This is a genomic window from Streptomyces tamarix (assembly GCF_032423885.1).
GTDB classification, from domain to species: domain Bacteria; phylum Actinomycetota; class Actinomycetes; order Streptomycetales; family Streptomycetaceae; genus Streptomyces; species Streptomyces tamarix.
Genome location: NZ_JAWCTQ010000014.1, coordinates 55,454 through 70,159, shown reverse-complemented (window position 1 = coordinate 70,159; position 14,706 = coordinate 55,454). Strand labels below are relative to the sequence as shown.

The following is a 14,706-nucleotide window of genomic DNA, read 5'->3' as shown; positions in this document are numbered from 1 at the left end:
CGGCAACAACCTCGCGGACGGATCTTTCCGCCGCTGGCCGCGTTGGTTTCGGCTGCAACTTCCGTACGACCGAGCTCCACGCGTATGCGTCACATCCGCCGTGCCTCTACTGTGGGAGGGGCACGACATCTGCCCTTGCGGCGACGCCCCGTATCCGCGGCATACCGGCCCACGCGTCGCCGGACGCCGCCGGGTGGGCTGACCGCTTCTCTCCGAGAGCCCCGCTTGCCCGCAGCCGCCCGCCCGGCACCCACGTGCACGAACATTCCGATCGCACGGACGGGGAATTCTCATGGTCCCAGCACGGTCGCGGGGCATACCGCCCCAGTGGAACGACACCACGGTCGACTACCCCCGCGATGCTCTCATTCCGCACCTCTTCGCCGAGCAGGCGCAGCGACGCCCGGACGCGCCCGCGGTGGTCTGGGACGGCGGCGGCTGGAACTACCGGGAGCTGTACGCGCGTGTACGCCGCGGAGCGGCGTCCCTGCGCGCGCACGGCGTGGGCGACGGCGACCTGGTCGGCGTCCTGCTGGAGCGCTCACCGGAGGCGGTCGCCGCGGTCCTGGCCGTCCTGGAGGCCGGCGGCGCATTCGTCCCGCTCGACCCGTCCGCCCCGACCTCCCGCCTCGAAACCCTCCTCCGCGCCGCGGGCACGCGCCACGTCATCACGGCCCCGGGCCGCGTGCCGGACCCGGTACGGCGGCTCTGCCGGTGCGTCACCACCGATGAACTGTCCGCGCACCCGGAGCCTGACCGCCACCGGCGCTGGGCCGTGGGACGGCGGGCGACGGACCCCGCCTACGTGATGTACACCTCCGGATCCACCGGCACCCCCAAAGGCGTCGTCTGCCCCCACCGGGGCCCGGTCCGCCTGGTCAAAAGCGGCGGCGACTTGCAGATCCTGCCTGACGACCGGCTGCTGGCCACGACCCGCCTGACGTTCGACGTCTCGTGCCTGGAGATGTTCGGTCCCCTGCTCAACGGCGCGTGCCTCATCGTGCCCGCCCCCGCGACCCCGCTGAGCACGGAGGCCCTGCACCGCATGCTTCGTGACCAGCACGCCAGTGTCATGTGGTTGAGCACCGGGCTCTTCGACCAGCACGTGCAGCAGCGGCCCGGGATGTTCCGCGACCTGCGCTGCCTGATCACCGGAGGCGACGTCGTCAGCCCCTCCTCGGCGCGGGCGGTCCTGGAACACGGCCGGCCCCGGCTCTTCCTCAACGGATACGGACCGACGGAGAACTCGGTGCTGTGCGTCGCCCACCGCATCGAGGACCTTCCTCCCGGTGCCTCCTCCGTCCCGATCGGCCGCCCGCTCCCCAATTCCACGGCTTACGTGGTGCGCGAGGACGGCGAGTTGGCGGAGCCCGGGGAGGTCGGCGAGTTGTGGCTGGGTGGTGACGGCGTCGCCCTGGAGTACCTGGGTGCTCCGGACATCACCTCCCGGAGTTTCGTTCCCGACCGCTTCGGTCCCGACCCGGAAGCGCGGCTGTACCGTTCGGGCGACCTGGCCTACTGGCGTCCGGACGGCAACCTGGAGTACTGCGGGCGCCGGGACCGTCAAATCAAGATACGGGGGTACCGCATCGAACTCGGCGAGGTCGAAAGCGCGCTGTCCTCGCACCCGAAGGTCGTCGAAGCCGCAGTGGACGTACGGGGCGAAGGGAATGGGCAACACCTTTCCGCCGCCGTCGTCCTCGCCCCCGGTTCCGCCACCGAAGGCATCGCTTCGGAACTCCTCGCGTACACACGTGACCGCCTGCCCGGGTACATGATGCCGAGGCGCGTCGACACCGTGCGTGAGATCCCTCTCACTCCAAGCGGAAAGGTCGACCGCAGGCGGCTGCTGGAGATGACGGACGAGCGGCGAGAGGACTCACCTGACGGACCGGCCGGCGATTCGCCGATGAATTCCACGGAGCGTGTCGTAGCAGAGGTGTGGGCCGATGTCCTCGATGTCGACGTGCCCCGTCGCGACGACTACTTCTCCGCATCAGGAGGAAACTCCCTTCGGGCCGCCCAGGTGGCCTCCACCACCCAGAAGAGGCTGGGCATACCGAGCGCCGGTGGCAACGCCCTGATACACAGCCTGGCCGACGACCCCACTGTGGAGTCCTACGCCCGCCACGTACGGGAACTCCTGGATGCCGGGCACCCGGGGCGCGAAAGGCCCGACCTCGCGGGCGAAGCGGTTCTGGACGCCTCCCTCCACTTCGCCGCCGCACCCGCGCGCCCCCCGGCCCCTCCCTTCACGGTCCTGCTGACCGGCGGCACCGGATTCCTCGGCGTCCACCTCATCGACCGCCTGAGCCGTGCCGGGGCCGAATCGGTCCTCTGCCTCGTGCGCGCCCGCGATTCCCTGGAGGCGCGCGCCCGGATCGCAGCCCGGATGCGCCGCTACGGCTTGGACCCGGAACCCTGTGGAAACGTGGTCGTGCCCGTCCCGGGCGACCTGGCGAAGCCCCGCTTCGGGCTTGAGAAAAACGTCTGGGAACAGCTCTCCGAAAGCGTGGACCTCATTGTTCACAACGGGGCCCAGGTCAATTTCTCCTACCCGTACGAAACGCTGAAACCGGTGAACGTCACCGGCACGCGCACGGTGCTGGACCTGGCAGGAGGGCCGCGACCCAAGCCCGTGCACTACGTGTCCACCATCGCCGTCCTCTCAAGCGCCGACCCGGCACCCGACGGCACGGTTCACGAGGGAAGTCCGCTCCCGCACCCGGAAAACCTCCTGCTCGGCTACACGGAAAGCAAATGGGTGGCCGAGCGCCTGGTGGCCCAGGCGTCCCAGCGCGGCCTCCCGGCCGCCGTCTACCGGCCCTACGAAATCACGGGGAACCTTTCCGACGGAACATGGAACACCGACACGATGATGTGTGCCCTGTTCCGCACCATCGCCGAGACCGGAACGGCTCCCGACGTGGAGCTCCCCTTGAACTTCGTACCGGTGGACTACACCGCCGACGCCCTCACCCACATCCTGACGCACGAACGACCCGACGGCCGCGCCTACCACCTCGACAACCCGGCCGAGGCACGCCTTTCCCTGCTGGTGGACCGCCTGCGAACCGCCGGGTACCCCGTCGAAACCCAGCCTTACCCCGTGTGGGTGGAGCGCCTCGTCGAACGGGTGGCCGCGGACCGCGACCACCCCATGGCGCCCTACCTGCCCCTCCTCGCGGAGCCCGCCGCTCCCGACGGACGCTCCGTACTGGAAACGTACTGCGCCGGTTCCTTCCCGACGTTCAGCCGGACCAACGCCGAGCACGCCCTCAGGGCCAGCGGCATCACCTGCCCGCCCGTCGACGCCCACATGATCGATACGTACGTGGGGTACTTCCGCCGCAGCGGCTTCTTCGCTCCTCCGGGCGCGTTCCCCGGCGCCCGCCGGTGAGCCCTCTCCGACCCGTCCGACCCCGCCACCGAGGGCGGGCCGACCCTTCGGCACGACGAAGCCCGTAGACGCACTGCGTGACCACCCCAGTCACAGGAATGCGCGGGCGGCCTCGCCCGCTCCCGCCCCGTCCCGTTCCCGCGGCCGGGCGGGAGACGGGTGCCGTCGTCACAGGGGCTTGAGCCGGGTGCGCAGGAGGCAGAACTCGTTGCCCTCGGGGTCGGCCAGGACGTGCCAGCTTTCGGTGCCGGTCTGGCCGACGTCGGCGGGCCTGGCGCCGAGGGCGAGCAGGCGTTCCAGCTAGGCGTCCTGGTCGCGGTCGGTGGCGTTGACGTCGATGTGCAGTCGGAGCTTCTCCGGCCGGGGGTCGCTGGTCGGGCTGAGGACGAGGACGGGCTGCGGGCCGCCGAAGCCGGTGTCGGGCGGGCCGATCGCGATGCTCCCGTCGGCCTCCCGTTCGAGCTCGACGTAGCCGAGGACGTCGCTCCAGAACGCGGCCAGCCGGTCGGGATCCGCGGCGTCGATGACCAGTTCGCTGATGCGGCATGCCATGGCCGTCACTATACGGAGACGGCGTGACGGACCCGGCCGCGGACGCCCGGCGGGGGCAGCCATCCACACGGCCTTCGCGAACCGGTGGCGGGTCCCCGTCGGCCGGGTTGCGACCGGGTCGGTGGGCGCGGGAACGGACCGGCAGGCAAACGCCTGAAGGGCGGGGAAGGGGCGCGACCCGGGAACCCCCTGTTCCCGGCGTGGGCCCGCCTCTGGCGTGTCACCGGTCTTCGAGCACGTCCTTGGCGTATTCGAGGGCGGTGATGACGCGGGGGAACCCGGCGTAGGGGAGTGTCTGCAGGAGGGCTTCGACGATGTCCCTGGTGGGAATGCCCAGGTTCACGGCGGAGGAGAGGTTGGCCTTGGCGGCGCTTTCCCCGGCGTCGAGAGCGGTGAGCGCCGCTATGCGGATCAACTGGCGTTCGCGCAGTGACAGGACGGGGCGGTCGTAGACGTCCGCGAAGACGAAACCGAGCAGGAGTTCCTCGAAGTCGGGCGCCAGGCCGGCGAACTCGCGGAGCATCTGCTCCCCGCCCCGGGGGTTCACCTGGTTCATCAGGGCGCGCCCGCGCCGCATGCGGTCGTGCCGGGTCTCATCCGTCATGGTCGTCTCCTTCGGTGCCGGAGGGAGGGGTTGGTTCCGCGTCCCATCCGAGGCCGGCCTCGCCGAGGCGGTCCAGGGCCCGGTCGAGGACCTCGGAGGGGTGACCGAGGTAGTAGCGCACGTAGGAGTCCTTCTCGTGGGTGAGGGACTCCGCCGGGGTCATGCTGCCTTCACCGAGGAGGACGTGTGCTCGGAGCATTCCGGCGCGACGGTAGTCGCGGGCGCGGCCGCGGTAGGCGGGAGGCACCGGCACGCGGAGGAAGGGGGTGCAGGTGCCGGGCACCAGGGAGTCCCGCGGGTACCCCAGGTCACCGACCAGCCGGTCGATCAGGCGGCGGCGCCCGGAGGCGTACCTGACGCGCAGGCGCTCGACGAACGAAGCGGCAGCGGGGTCCTCCAGCCACACGGCCATGGCCGCCTGCAGGGGTAGGGCACACGTGAGGCTGTGCTGGTCGCGCATGCGTGTGACCAGCGCGGTGAGGGTTTCCCGGGTGCTGGTCATGGCGCCGATGGCCCAGCCGTTGCAGTGGAACTGCTTGCCGAGCGTGCGGACGGCCAGCCAGGGAGCGGTGCAGGGGGTGCGGGCGGTGTGCTCCAGGAGGAGCCGCAGTCCGCTCGTGGCCGTGGTCCCCGGGTCGTGGAGCGCGTAGTAGGCGTCGTCGAGCAGGATCGCGGTTCCGGTTTCCACCGCGGCGGTGATGATCGCCCGCATGGCATCGGGAGGCCAGTCGACCGCGGTGGGGTCGTGCTGGGGGTTCAGGGCGAGCAGCCGGGCGGACCGGGGGGCGGAGCGGTGCGCCTCGGTGAGGGCGGAGGCGATCCCGCCCGGGTCGGGCCGGTAGGCGTTCTCCGCGGCGAGGGGGTAGTAGGCCACCTGGAACCCGAGGCCGCCGAAGACGCCCGGGTAGTCCCAGCCCGGGCCGGAGCAGAAGAGCACGGGAGGGTGCGAGCCGTCGTGGTGGTCGGCCAGTAGCAGGCGGCCCAGGTCGAACATGGCCTGTCGGGTGCCGCTCTGGACGACTGCGGTGTCGTAGCGTTCCCGGTCGACGTCCTCCAGGCGGTGGGTGCTGGTGACGTAGTCGCGCAGGACGGTGTGCAGGGCAGGCAGGCCGTACGGGGTCAGCAGGTAGCCGTGGGCGTACGTCGGGACCTGGCGGGCGAGGGCCGAACGCAGGCCGGGGGCGGTCTCGGTCCAGGTCTCGCCGAGGCTGAGGTACAGCAGCGAGTCCGGGTCGCCGCCGCTGCCCTGGTACTCCCGCAGCAGTTGTACGTCTCCGTACGGGTTGTCGTCGCGCTTCGGGCCCAACACGTCGGTCAGTGGTTGCATCGGCTGTGCTCCTGGAGGGGACGGAGGCGGGGGTGGGGGGCTTCGCCGGGTGGTCACCGGCGGGGGTGCCAGAGACGCTCGCAGAGTCCGGCGATCTCCAGGAGGCGGCCGTCCGTGCCCACCGGTCCCTGCAGGTCCATGCCGAAGGGCAGCCCGCGGCGGGTGCGGAAGGCCGGAACCGTCACGGCGGGCCAGCCCAGCAGACTGGAGCAGTCGCTGTTGCGCAGGAGCGTCACGAAGGCGTTGCGCGGACGACCGCGGAACCAGACCGACTGACCGGGCAGGAGGCGCGGCGGGAGCATCGGGGCGGTGGGCACGAGGAGGGCGTCCAGACCGTGCGCGTCGAGGAGCCGTTCCATGGCGCGTGCGATGCGTGGGCGGTCGTCCGTGATCGCGCGGGCGTACGCGTCGTGGTCCACGCCGTGCCGGAGGACCGGACGGAGGAAAGCCACCACGTCGCGGCCGGCGATGCGGGCGGCGACGTCGTCGAAGCGGAGGGGCAGGCCCCGCGCCCGCAGGTAGTCGTCGACGGCGTCCGGTATCTCGTTCAGCGCGATCGTACGGCTGCACCGCGGCACGCGGTCGACGACCCGGGGCGGCACGGCGCAGTCGACCAGTTCGACCCCGACGTCCCGGAGCAGGCGCAGCCGGTCCCGCGCGGCCCGGACGAGCGAGGCGGGCATGCCGTCCCAGTACGGGTGTTCCGGGACTCCCAGACGCACGGCCCGGGGCGGCCCGGGGTCGGGACGCTGGTCGCCGGTGAGGACGCGGTGGACGGCGGCCACGTCGGCCACGGTCCTCGCCATGACACCGACGGTGTCGTGCGTACGGGTGGGGGCCACCACGCCCTGGCGGGGATAGGCACCCGTGGTGGGACGGAAGCCGACCAGTCCGCAGAAGGCGGCCGGGACGCGGATCGAGCAACCGGTCTCGGTTCCCAACCCTATGTCCGCCACCCCGGCCGCCACCGCGGCGGCGGTGCCCCCGCTGCTGCCGCCCGCCGTGCGGTCCGTCGCCAGCGGATTGCGCACGCGGCCGAAGAGGGGGTTGTCGCTGGTGGCCCCGCACGCGAGTTCGTGCATGTTGGTCTTGCCGACGACGAAGGCTCCCGCCCGGCGCAGGGACGAGACCACCGGGGCGTCGAAACGGGGGACGTTTCCCAGTAGGGCCGGGGTTCCGGCGGTGGTGGGGAGGCCCGCGACGTCGATGTTGTCCTTGACCGCCAGTGCCATGCCCTCCAGGGGCCCGGCCGGTCGATGGCGCGGCGCACCGGGTTCGGCCGCCCCGTTCGGAACGGGGGACAGGGCCGTGAAGGCGTGGAGGACGGACAGGGCCCACGCACGCTGCGGTACCCGGGCCATACGGCGGCTGTCTGCGGGCATTTCGGCTCCTGTGTCGGACGTCCTGGCGGGTACGGCCCCGTGGACGGGGCCGTACCTCCCCTCGCGCCTCCCGTCCCGGGGTCTCGTCGGCACCGCGGGGTGGCCGACGGGTCAGGACGGGGAGGAGAGCTGAGGCAGGTCCGGGAGCGCCGGGCACTGTCGCCGCCGCAACCAGGCGACACCAGCCGTTCCCCCGGTCCCGGGCGCGTCCGCGATGAACCGCTCCGCGACGGCGATGTGCCGGCGCTGCCACTCCTCCACGCTCGACGCCAGCCCGCGCAGGCTTCGCACGGCCCGTCCGAACTCCTCCGAGTCCGTGTTCTCCCCTCGTACGGCGGAACGCAGCGTGGCGGTGAGCGGACTGGGGTGCCCGCCGATCCCCATCGAGGAAAGGAAGGAGGAGAACTGGTGCGACTGGCCGGCGCTGGCGCTTCCCAGCGCCGGCCGGAAGGCCGCGAACTCGTCCACGGAGAGATGGTCGAACAGCCGGAGAAGATCCTTCAATGCCGTCACCAGGGCGTCGGCGCGCTCCAGGCTCTCGTGGACCAGCGGCCAGTCGACCCGGGACCTTCGCAGCTCCGCGGTCACGGCGTGGAGGTCCGCCAGGAGCTGCTTCAGGAGCAGTTCGGAAGCCTGGTGCACCACGATGAAGAAGTGCTCGCTGCTGCGTCTGCGCGCGAACTCGGGTCCGGTTGCCGGCTGCTGCAGTTCCAGCAATTGGTCGAGTCTCAGGTAGCGGCTGTACTCGGTGCCCATGCGTCTCCTACTCCGGTAGACGTCGGGAATTCGGACCGGTGCGGGGAGTCCTTGTCCGTTCCGGTGACCTGACCGGCCCTGCGAAGCTGTTCCCAGGCGAAACCGTTCAAAAGGAAACTGGAAAATCCGGAAGAGGTCTGGGCGCCCCATCGGCCGAAGGAAAGGACGATCGGTTGATAAATGGACGTATTCATGGCCATGCTAACCGTGGCTCTGGTCGACGGCTACTGGACCTTGACGCCGGGAACTTCACGGAAGAGCGACCCGCGGGCGCGATTGTTGTTGCGGCGGGCGGCGCGATGACCCGAACCTGAGTATGTTGAGATCTATTCGATGTGAATCCGGAGACGGAAGGGTGTCCATGCGGTACGAGAGCCCAACGCCTCTGTGGTGTGCGCCGTCGCGGCGGACGGACCGGAGCCCGTGCGATGACCGGCACGGCCGTTCCGTCCGCGGCGGGGAGTGAGCCGTGCGTGCCGCGGACCGGGCCCTGTACCTCCGCCCGGCGCGGGTGTGGGACGGCGTCGCAGACGGGCCCGTCGCCGACGTCGGAGTGCTGGTGCGCGACGGACGCGTCGTCGAGGTGGGCAGCGAGGTCCGGCACGGCCGGGACGCCGAGCTGGTCGAACTCCCCGACTGCACGCTGCTGCCCGGTCTCATCGACTGCCACGTGCACACGCTGGACGAGAGCCTGGACACGCAGCCCGCCGCCTACCAGGTCCTCAGGGCGCTGGAGAGCCTGCGGGCCCTGCTGGCCGGCGGCTTCACCACGGTGCGGGACCTGGGCGGTTCCGGACAGCCGCTCAACACCGCGCTGAAGCGGGCGATCGAGGAGGGCATAGTCGTGGGGCCGCGCATGGTGGTCGCCCCCAACATCATCTCGGCGCGCGGAGGCCACGCCGACAAGAGCCCGAACCTGTCGCAGCGCTACGGACTGGAGATAGGCGCCGTGGCCGACGGGCCGGACGAACTGCGCAGCGCGGTGCGCCGCCAGGTCCGCGCGGGCGCCGACTGGATAAAGTTCGCGGGCGGCGGGGGGTTCTCGTCGCCGGCGGACGGGCCGACGACCACCGCCTACAGCCAGCACGAGGTGACCACCCTGGTCACCACGGCCAGGGACTGCGGTCTGCCCACCGCCGTGCACGCCTTCGACGACGAGTCGGTCATCCGGGCCGTACGGGCCGGGGTGCGCAGTGTCGAGCACGCCAGCCTGGCGACCCCCACCGCCTTCCGGTGCATGGAGAAGGCCGGCACGTACCTGGTGCCCACGCAGTACATGGCCTGGCTCGTCCTGGAGAAGTTGGACGACGACGCCTACTGGGAGGGGCGCCCCGCCGTCATGCGGGAGACGATCGAACGGCACGCGGAGGGCCTGCGCGAGACCCTGCTCCTGCCCGCCCGGAGCCGGTTGAAGATCGCTTTCGGAACCGACGCGGGCATGTTCCCGCATTCCGAGAACTGGAGAGAGCTCCCGACGATGGTGAAGCACGGCATGTCTCCTTCGCGGGCTCTGCGCGCAGCCACGAGCACCGCCGCCGAAATGCTCGGCCTTCCCGATCTCGGTAGGATCGCACCGGGAGCCGTCGCGGACCTGGTGGCCGTCAAAGGAGATCCGTTCCAAGACATCCACGCGATCGGCCAGGTTTTCCGGGTCGTACAGGCCGGGCGCGTCTGCGACATGTGAGGAAACGGAATCACCGGGAGGCGGGAGGCGTCGGCGCGATGCCGACCGCACACCGCACCGAATTTTCGTCCGGATACGGGCCCTTTCAGTGCTCCGGCGCCCGTTCGCCGGGAGGAAGGAAAGCGCCCCATGCTTGTTCCTGTAGAACCGACGTTTCATGTCGTGGGCGACGGCCGGAAAGTGTGGTGGGTGAACTTCTTCACCGGACACCGCGTGAAAACCCCTGCGGAGGTCTCCGCCTACGCCGAACGGCTCCTGGGAACGCACCACTCCGATGTCCCGCGCGCCGCTCGGCAGCGGATACGCCCGTGCGACATGCCACCGCCCCGCGCGTGTCCCTCGCTGTTCCTCCACTCCGCCACCCCGACCCTGCGCGCCTTCGACATCGAACTGGCGGCACTGCTGGCCGGGGGCCGCGCGCACGACATCCCCACGTACGTGGAGGCACGGTCGGTGTCACTCGGCACGGCGGACGATCTTTCGGTCGGACGCACGGCGCCGTGGGCCGAGGCGGTCGCCCACTGGGGCGTCCCCTCCGTCGACATCGGCGACCGCGACCACTACTACCTCAGCCAGGCCCTGCTCGCCATGGCCGGCGCCCACGAGCAGGGAGCGGCAACTCCGCTCAGGGACGTCATCGAGTGGCTGCGCGACCACCCCCAGGCCGTCGTCCGGCTGTACGCCCTGGATCTGGAGATGCAGGTCTTCCTCTTGTGGCTCCAGCGCCAATGCGGTCTGTCCCGCCTGCTCACCGACGCGAACGCCCCGGTGATCGCCGCCCGGTGGAACCGCAAGCGCCCCCTGCACCCGACCGTCACGGCGGCCCGGAGCATCCCCGTCGAAGGGACGTCCGCAGTCGGACTCCTCGCCGCCGAGCAGAGACTCAGCGAAGCCCATCGACGCCTCGGCCTGCGGATACCCGTGCTTCCCGGGTACACCGTGCCGCGCGAGGGGGTCTCCCGGGAGGTCTTCGTCGCCCAGGTGCTGGAGGCGGCCGAGATGCTGCGCCACCGCTACGACCTGTCCACCGCGGTACTCAAACCCAGCGCGGCGGGCGACGGCATCGGTGTCGTCGGCGGCCTCGACCTGACCGACACCGAGCGCCTGACCGCCGAGGCCGAGGCCGCCCACGCGCTGGAGGACGACTACCTCCTGGAGGCGTGGGTCGACTACCTCCCCGTGCGGCTCGGCGAGACCACGACACCGCTGGCGGTGTCGGGCCACTTCCACTTCGGGCAACTCGTCGACGGTCTGACCCTCCAGGTGCTGAAAGGCTATTCGTGGCAGGGCAACATCTCCCTCGACGAGCCCTCGTGGCGCGCGCTCGGCCTGCCCGCCGACTCCTACCGCCGGATCCGCGAGGCACTGATCGCCCTCCGCGAGGCCTTCCGCGGTCCCGCCAGCCTCAGGGAGGGAAGCTACCGAGGACTGTCCGCCGGCGGCATCGACTTCGCCGTGGGCCGGATCGGCGGCCGGTTCGGCGACACCGTACTGACCGCGGCCATCGACCTCAACCTCTCCGCGCACGGCGCCGCCGGCCTCCATGCCTTCCAGCGCACCGCGAGGAGTGAGGGAGCCGTCCACCGGTTCGCCGCCACACGAGTACTGTGCCCCACCGCCGACCAGACACTGACGCGCATGGCCGCCACCGCCCGGTCAATGCCACCCCCGGGTGGCCGGATGGGGGCCCTCGCCTGCGTGCCTCGCCACTGGGGAATGATCGCCGCGACGGGCCACGACCCTGCCGCCGCCGCTCGGCACGTCGCGGAACTGCTCGATGCCATCACCACGCAGGACGTGCCCGCGACCTGACGGGACGCCACGTCTTCCACGGGAAGCTTCCCCTTGATCGTGGACACCTGGAGACCGGGATCTTGAGGTCCAAGGGAAGCGGCACCGGGTGGGAAGCTGAGGCGCCGTTCACCGGCTCCACAACGGCGGCCCCGTCAGCCATGAGGTCGCGGTCCGGTCAACTGACGGGGGGCGGCGGGGCGGTGGTGTCCGATTTGTCCGCGTGTTTCTGCGGCACCGGATGTGGCGGGGTGCCTCGGGTGGCCTGGGACAGTTGCACGGTGACGCGGCTTCAGGCGGTGTCTCCCGTGCCGATGTGGGCGAGGAGCGGAGCGGTGCCGTCCTCCGCGGCGATCCGGCGGGCGAGTTCGGCGGCGCGGTGGCGGTGGGCCGGTTCGGACAGGCAGGCGGTGATCGCGTTGCCGAGGGTGTCGGCGGTGAGGTCCTGGAACGGCAGGGGCCGCGGGGCGACTCCCAGTTCGTACAGCCGGGATGCCCAGAACGGCTGGTCGGCCATGACGGGGACGGGGACGGCGGGTACTCCGGCCCGCAGGCCGGCTGCGGTGGTGCCCGCTCCGGCGTGGTGGACGACGGCGGCGGTGCGCGGGAACAACCAGTCGTGCGGGACGTCGCCGACGGTCAGGACGTCGTCGCCGCAGCCGCTCAGTTCGGCCCATCCCGCCTGCACCACCGCGCGCACGCCTGCCCGTTTCACCGCCGCGGCCACCAGCGTGCTGAGCTGTTCCCCCTGCCCCGCCGCCATACTGCCGAACCCGATGAACACCGGAGGCGGACCGGCTCGGAGGAAGTCGACCAGTTCGGCCGGGGGGTGCCAGCCGTCCGGCCGCGCGGGCCACCAGTAGCCCGCCACTTCCACCCAGGACGGCCAGTCCTCGGGGCGTGGCACCACCAGCGGGCTGAAGCCGTGGAAGACCGGCCGGATGTCCACCGGTGCCGAGGGCGCACCGGCGGGCAGCCCGAAGCGGGTCCGCAACTGGGTGACGGCGTCGGCGAAGAGCCCTTCCGCACGCCTCAGCACATCCCGGCCCGCGGCGAGGTTGCCCTTGGGCCCCAGGCCCTCGGTACTCCGTGCGTTGGGCAGCGGGAACCGTTCGGTGGCGAAGGACGGTGCGAGGTAGGTGCCGATGACGGGGACGCCGAACGCTTCGCCGGCCGTCCGGCTGAGCGGCGCCGGGCCGAAGGCGGTGAGCAGCAGGTCGGCTCCGCCCGCCACGGCCTGGGCCACCCCGTCGGCGAGCCCGTTCGCGTACGCCTTCGTCAGCGCCCGGGTCTCTTCCCGCGACGTCGCCCGGGCCCAGTCCCGGATCAGCCCCTGCGGGTCTCCCGGCACGGGCCGGTAGTCGAGACCGCACCCGCCGACGAGTGCCTCGAAGGAGGGGTGAGCGGCCACGGCGACCTGATGGCCCGCGCCCAGCAGACGTCGCCCCAGGCCCGTGTAGGGCGCGACGTCTCCTCGTGAACCGGCGGTGATGATCAGAATGCGCATGGAACGATCCTCCTCGGCAGATGCCACCCGGCCACCCCCACATGCCGCAGGAGTCCCTCAGCCCACCCGACTGCTGCCCCCCGAGCCGATATGTGCTGCCGTCATTCATGAACGTGCGAACACCTCCACGTCAACGTGCTGCTCAAAGCCGCGTGCGTCCGCCTCGGGGGGCGTGAACGAAGCCAGGTGCCGAACGGGCGTGGCGGCCGGGGCCGGCACGCCCGCGTGGCAACCGGGCACCGGGGCCGGACGAGGCCGTGGGCCGGAGCAGCGCGCGACGGCGGCATGGAGAGGAGACGGCACAGCGGCAGGCGAGTGGCGAGCTCGGCGCGACGGAGCACCGGCCCGGCAGCGGACGGGTGGCTGCGGCAGCGCTCTGCGAGCCTTCGGCGTCCCTCGATGGTCAAGGGGGCGTTCGCATGCGTCACCGGAGTGCTCCGGCGCCTCGGCCGGCCGTGACCACGGTGCGGAGGGGGAACGCGATGAGCAGCGCAACAGTGACCAGGAGCCCGCTTGCCCACAGCGGCCCGAGGTCCCCGGCCGCGGTGCTGAGGGCGGTCGCGGCGATGAGGGGGCCGACGGCGGCGCCGACGTTGAGGGCCGCGGTCGCGTACGAGCCGGCCATGGTGGCGGCTCCCGCGGCCTCGTAGAGGACCCGGGTGATCAGCGTGCTGCCCAGCGCGAACGACAGCGCGCCCTGCACGAACACGAGAGCGAACAGGGCAACCGGCTCGTCGGCCAGCACGGCCAGGGCCGGCCAGCCGAGGAGCAGCACCGGACCGCCGACTGTGATGACCAGGCCGGGGCGCTGGTCGGACAGCCGCCCGGCGACGGTGACGCCGACGAAGGAACCGGCACCGAAGAGCACCAGGACCACGGGGATCCACAGCTCGCTCAGCCCGGCGGTGCCGGTCACCACGGGGGCGAGGAAGGTGAAGCTCGCGAACGTCGCCGCGTTCACCAGCGCGCCGAGCAGCATCACCAGGATCAACCGCGGCCTGGCGAGTTGGGCGAGTTCCGCCCGCAGGGCCGGCCCGTCAGCCGCGTCGCTCCGCTCACGGCGCGCGGGGAGCCCGGTGAGAACGCCAAGGGCGGCGGGCAGGCAGAGCGCGGCGACAGCCCAGAAGGTGGCCCGCCAGCCGAGCAACGCGCCGAGTACCGACCCGCCGGGGACACCGGCGATCGTGGCCACCGTCGTGCCCGACAGCAGGACGGCCAGGGCACGTCCCTTCTTGTCCGGCGGAACCAGCGTGGCGGCGGCCGTCAGAGCAACGGCGAGGGACCCCGCGTTCGCGAGCGCGGCGACGATCCGGGTGGCGAACAGGAGCGGAAAGCTCGTGGTGATGGCGCCCACGGCGTGGGCTGCCGCAAAAGCGAGGACGAACCCCAGGAGGCTGGAGCGCCTGGGCCAGTTGCGGGCGAGCGCGGCCACCAGGGGGGCGCCGACGATCATGCCGATCGCGAAGGCCGAGGTGAGCGTGCCCGCCGTCCCGACGGTGACGTCGAGGTCCGAAGCGATGTCCGGCAAGAGGCCGGCGAGCATGAACTCCGAGGTGCCCATGGCGAAGACCGCCAGGGCGAGCAGATACAGCGGGAGAGGCATCGAGTGGCTCCGAGGTGAGGAGAGGTACGAGAAGGTCGGCTCGTCACCGCGGCCAGCCCCAGCGCACACTCGTCCCACCGCGGGAAGCGGCGCGACGACG

Annotated in this window: 9 protein-coding genes and 1 pseudogene; 3 read left to right on the top strand and 7 right to left on the bottom strand. The window is 71.6% G+C overall.

The features are described from left to right. Positions 1 to 292: 292 nt before the first annotated feature. Entirely contained in the window at positions 293 to 3,400 is a 3,108-nt protein-coding gene (locus tag RND61_RS13645; RefSeq protein WP_315878184.1) for an amino acid adenylation domain-containing protein, read from the top strand. Between the two features lie 168 nt (positions 3,401 to 3,568). Here RND61_RS13645 and RND61_RS13640 read toward each other — a convergent pair. The 5 genes and pseudogenes from RND61_RS13640 to RND61_RS13620 form a co-directional block, all read right to left on the bottom strand. Beyond that, positions 3,569 to 3,952: pseudogene (locus tag RND61_RS13640) on the bottom strand (VOC family protein). A gap of 220 nt (positions 3,953 to 4,172) precedes the next feature. After that, positions 4,173 to 4,556 (bottom strand): carboxymuconolactone decarboxylase family protein, encoded by a 384-nt coding sequence (locus RND61_RS13635; protein WP_315878183.1) that lies wholly within the window; start codon positions 4,554 to 4,556, stop codon positions 4,173 to 4,175. Then, complete coding sequence (locus RND61_RS13630) at positions 4,546 to 5,883, bottom strand: pyridoxal phosphate-dependent aminotransferase (RefSeq protein ID WP_315878182.1); 1,338 nt, start codon at positions 5,881 to 5,883, stop codon at positions 4,546 to 4,548. Before RND61_RS13630 ends, RND61_RS13635 begins: the two co-directional genes overlap by 11 nt. A gap of 53 nt (positions 5,884 to 5,936) precedes the next feature. Further along, positions 5,937 to 7,265 (bottom strand): amidase family protein, encoded by a 1,329-nt coding sequence (locus RND61_RS13625; protein ID WP_315878181.1) that lies wholly within the window; start codon positions 7,263 to 7,265, stop codon positions 5,937 to 5,939. A 111-nt stretch (positions 7,266 to 7,376) separates the two neighbouring features. Next, positions 7,377 to 8,021: a tryptophan 2,3-dioxygenase family protein gene (locus RND61_RS13620; protein ID WP_315878180.1), complete on the bottom strand. Its 645-nt coding sequence runs from the start codon at positions 8,019 to 8,021 to the stop codon at positions 7,377 to 7,379. A gap of 469 nt (positions 8,022 to 8,490) precedes the next feature. Here RND61_RS13620 and RND61_RS13615 point away from each other — a divergent pair, with 469 nt between their 5' ends. Both RND61_RS13615 and RND61_RS13610 read left to right on the top strand, forming a co-directional pair. Next, on the top strand, positions 8,491 to 9,705 hold the full coding sequence (locus tag RND61_RS13615) for a metal-dependent hydrolase family protein (RefSeq protein WP_315878179.1): 1,215 nt from the start codon (positions 8,491 to 8,493) through the stop codon (positions 9,703 to 9,705). A gap of 213 nt (positions 9,706 to 9,918) precedes the next feature. Next, complete coding sequence (locus RND61_RS13610; RefSeq protein ID WP_315878178.1) at positions 9,919 to 11,517, top strand: hypothetical protein; 1,599 nt, start codon at positions 9,919 to 9,921, stop codon at positions 11,515 to 11,517. 271 nt (positions 11,518 to 11,788) lie between these two features. Here RND61_RS13610 and RND61_RS13605 read toward each other — a convergent pair whose 3' ends face one another. Beyond that, complete coding sequence (locus tag RND61_RS13605) at positions 11,789 to 13,003, bottom strand: glycosyltransferase (protein WP_315878177.1); 1,215 nt, start codon at positions 13,001 to 13,003, stop codon at positions 11,789 to 11,791. 424 nt (positions 13,004 to 13,427) lie between these two features. Continuing rightward, on the bottom strand, positions 13,428 to 14,606 hold the full coding sequence (locus RND61_RS13600; RefSeq protein ID WP_315878176.1) for a Cmx/CmrA family chloramphenicol efflux MFS transporter: 1,179 nt from the start codon (positions 14,604 to 14,606) through the stop codon (positions 13,428 to 13,430). Positions 14,607 to 14,706: the final 100 nt, after the last annotated feature.

Bases quoted from the DNA above. Each gene is read 5' to 3' on its own strand.
- RND61_RS13630 (WP_315878182.1), bottom strand. From the start codon at position 5,883: ATGCAACCACTGACCGACGTGTTGGGCCCGAAGCGCGACGACAACCCG.
- RND61_RS13625 (WP_315878181.1), bottom strand. From the start codon at position 7,265: ATGCCCGCAGACAGCCGCCGTATGGCCCGGGTACCGCAGCGTGCGTGG.
- RND61_RS13620 (WP_315878180.1), bottom strand. From the start codon at position 8,021: ATGGGCACCGAGTACAGCCGCTACCTGAGACTCGACCAATTGCTGGAA.
- RND61_RS13635 (WP_315878183.1), bottom strand. From the start codon at position 4,556: ATGACGGATGAGACCCGGCACGACCGCATGCGGCGCGGGCGCGCCCTG.
- RND61_RS13645 (WP_315878184.1), top strand. From the start codon at position 293: ATGGTCCCAGCACGGTCGCGGGGCATACCGCCCCAGTGGAACGACACC.
- RND61_RS13600 (WP_315878176.1), bottom strand. From the start codon at position 14,606: ATGCCTCTCCCGCTGTATCTGCTCGCCCTGGCGGTCTTCGCCATGGGC.
- RND61_RS13605 (WP_315878177.1), bottom strand. From the start codon at position 13,003: ATGCGCATTCTGATCATCACCGCCGGTTCACGAGGAGACGTCGCGCCC.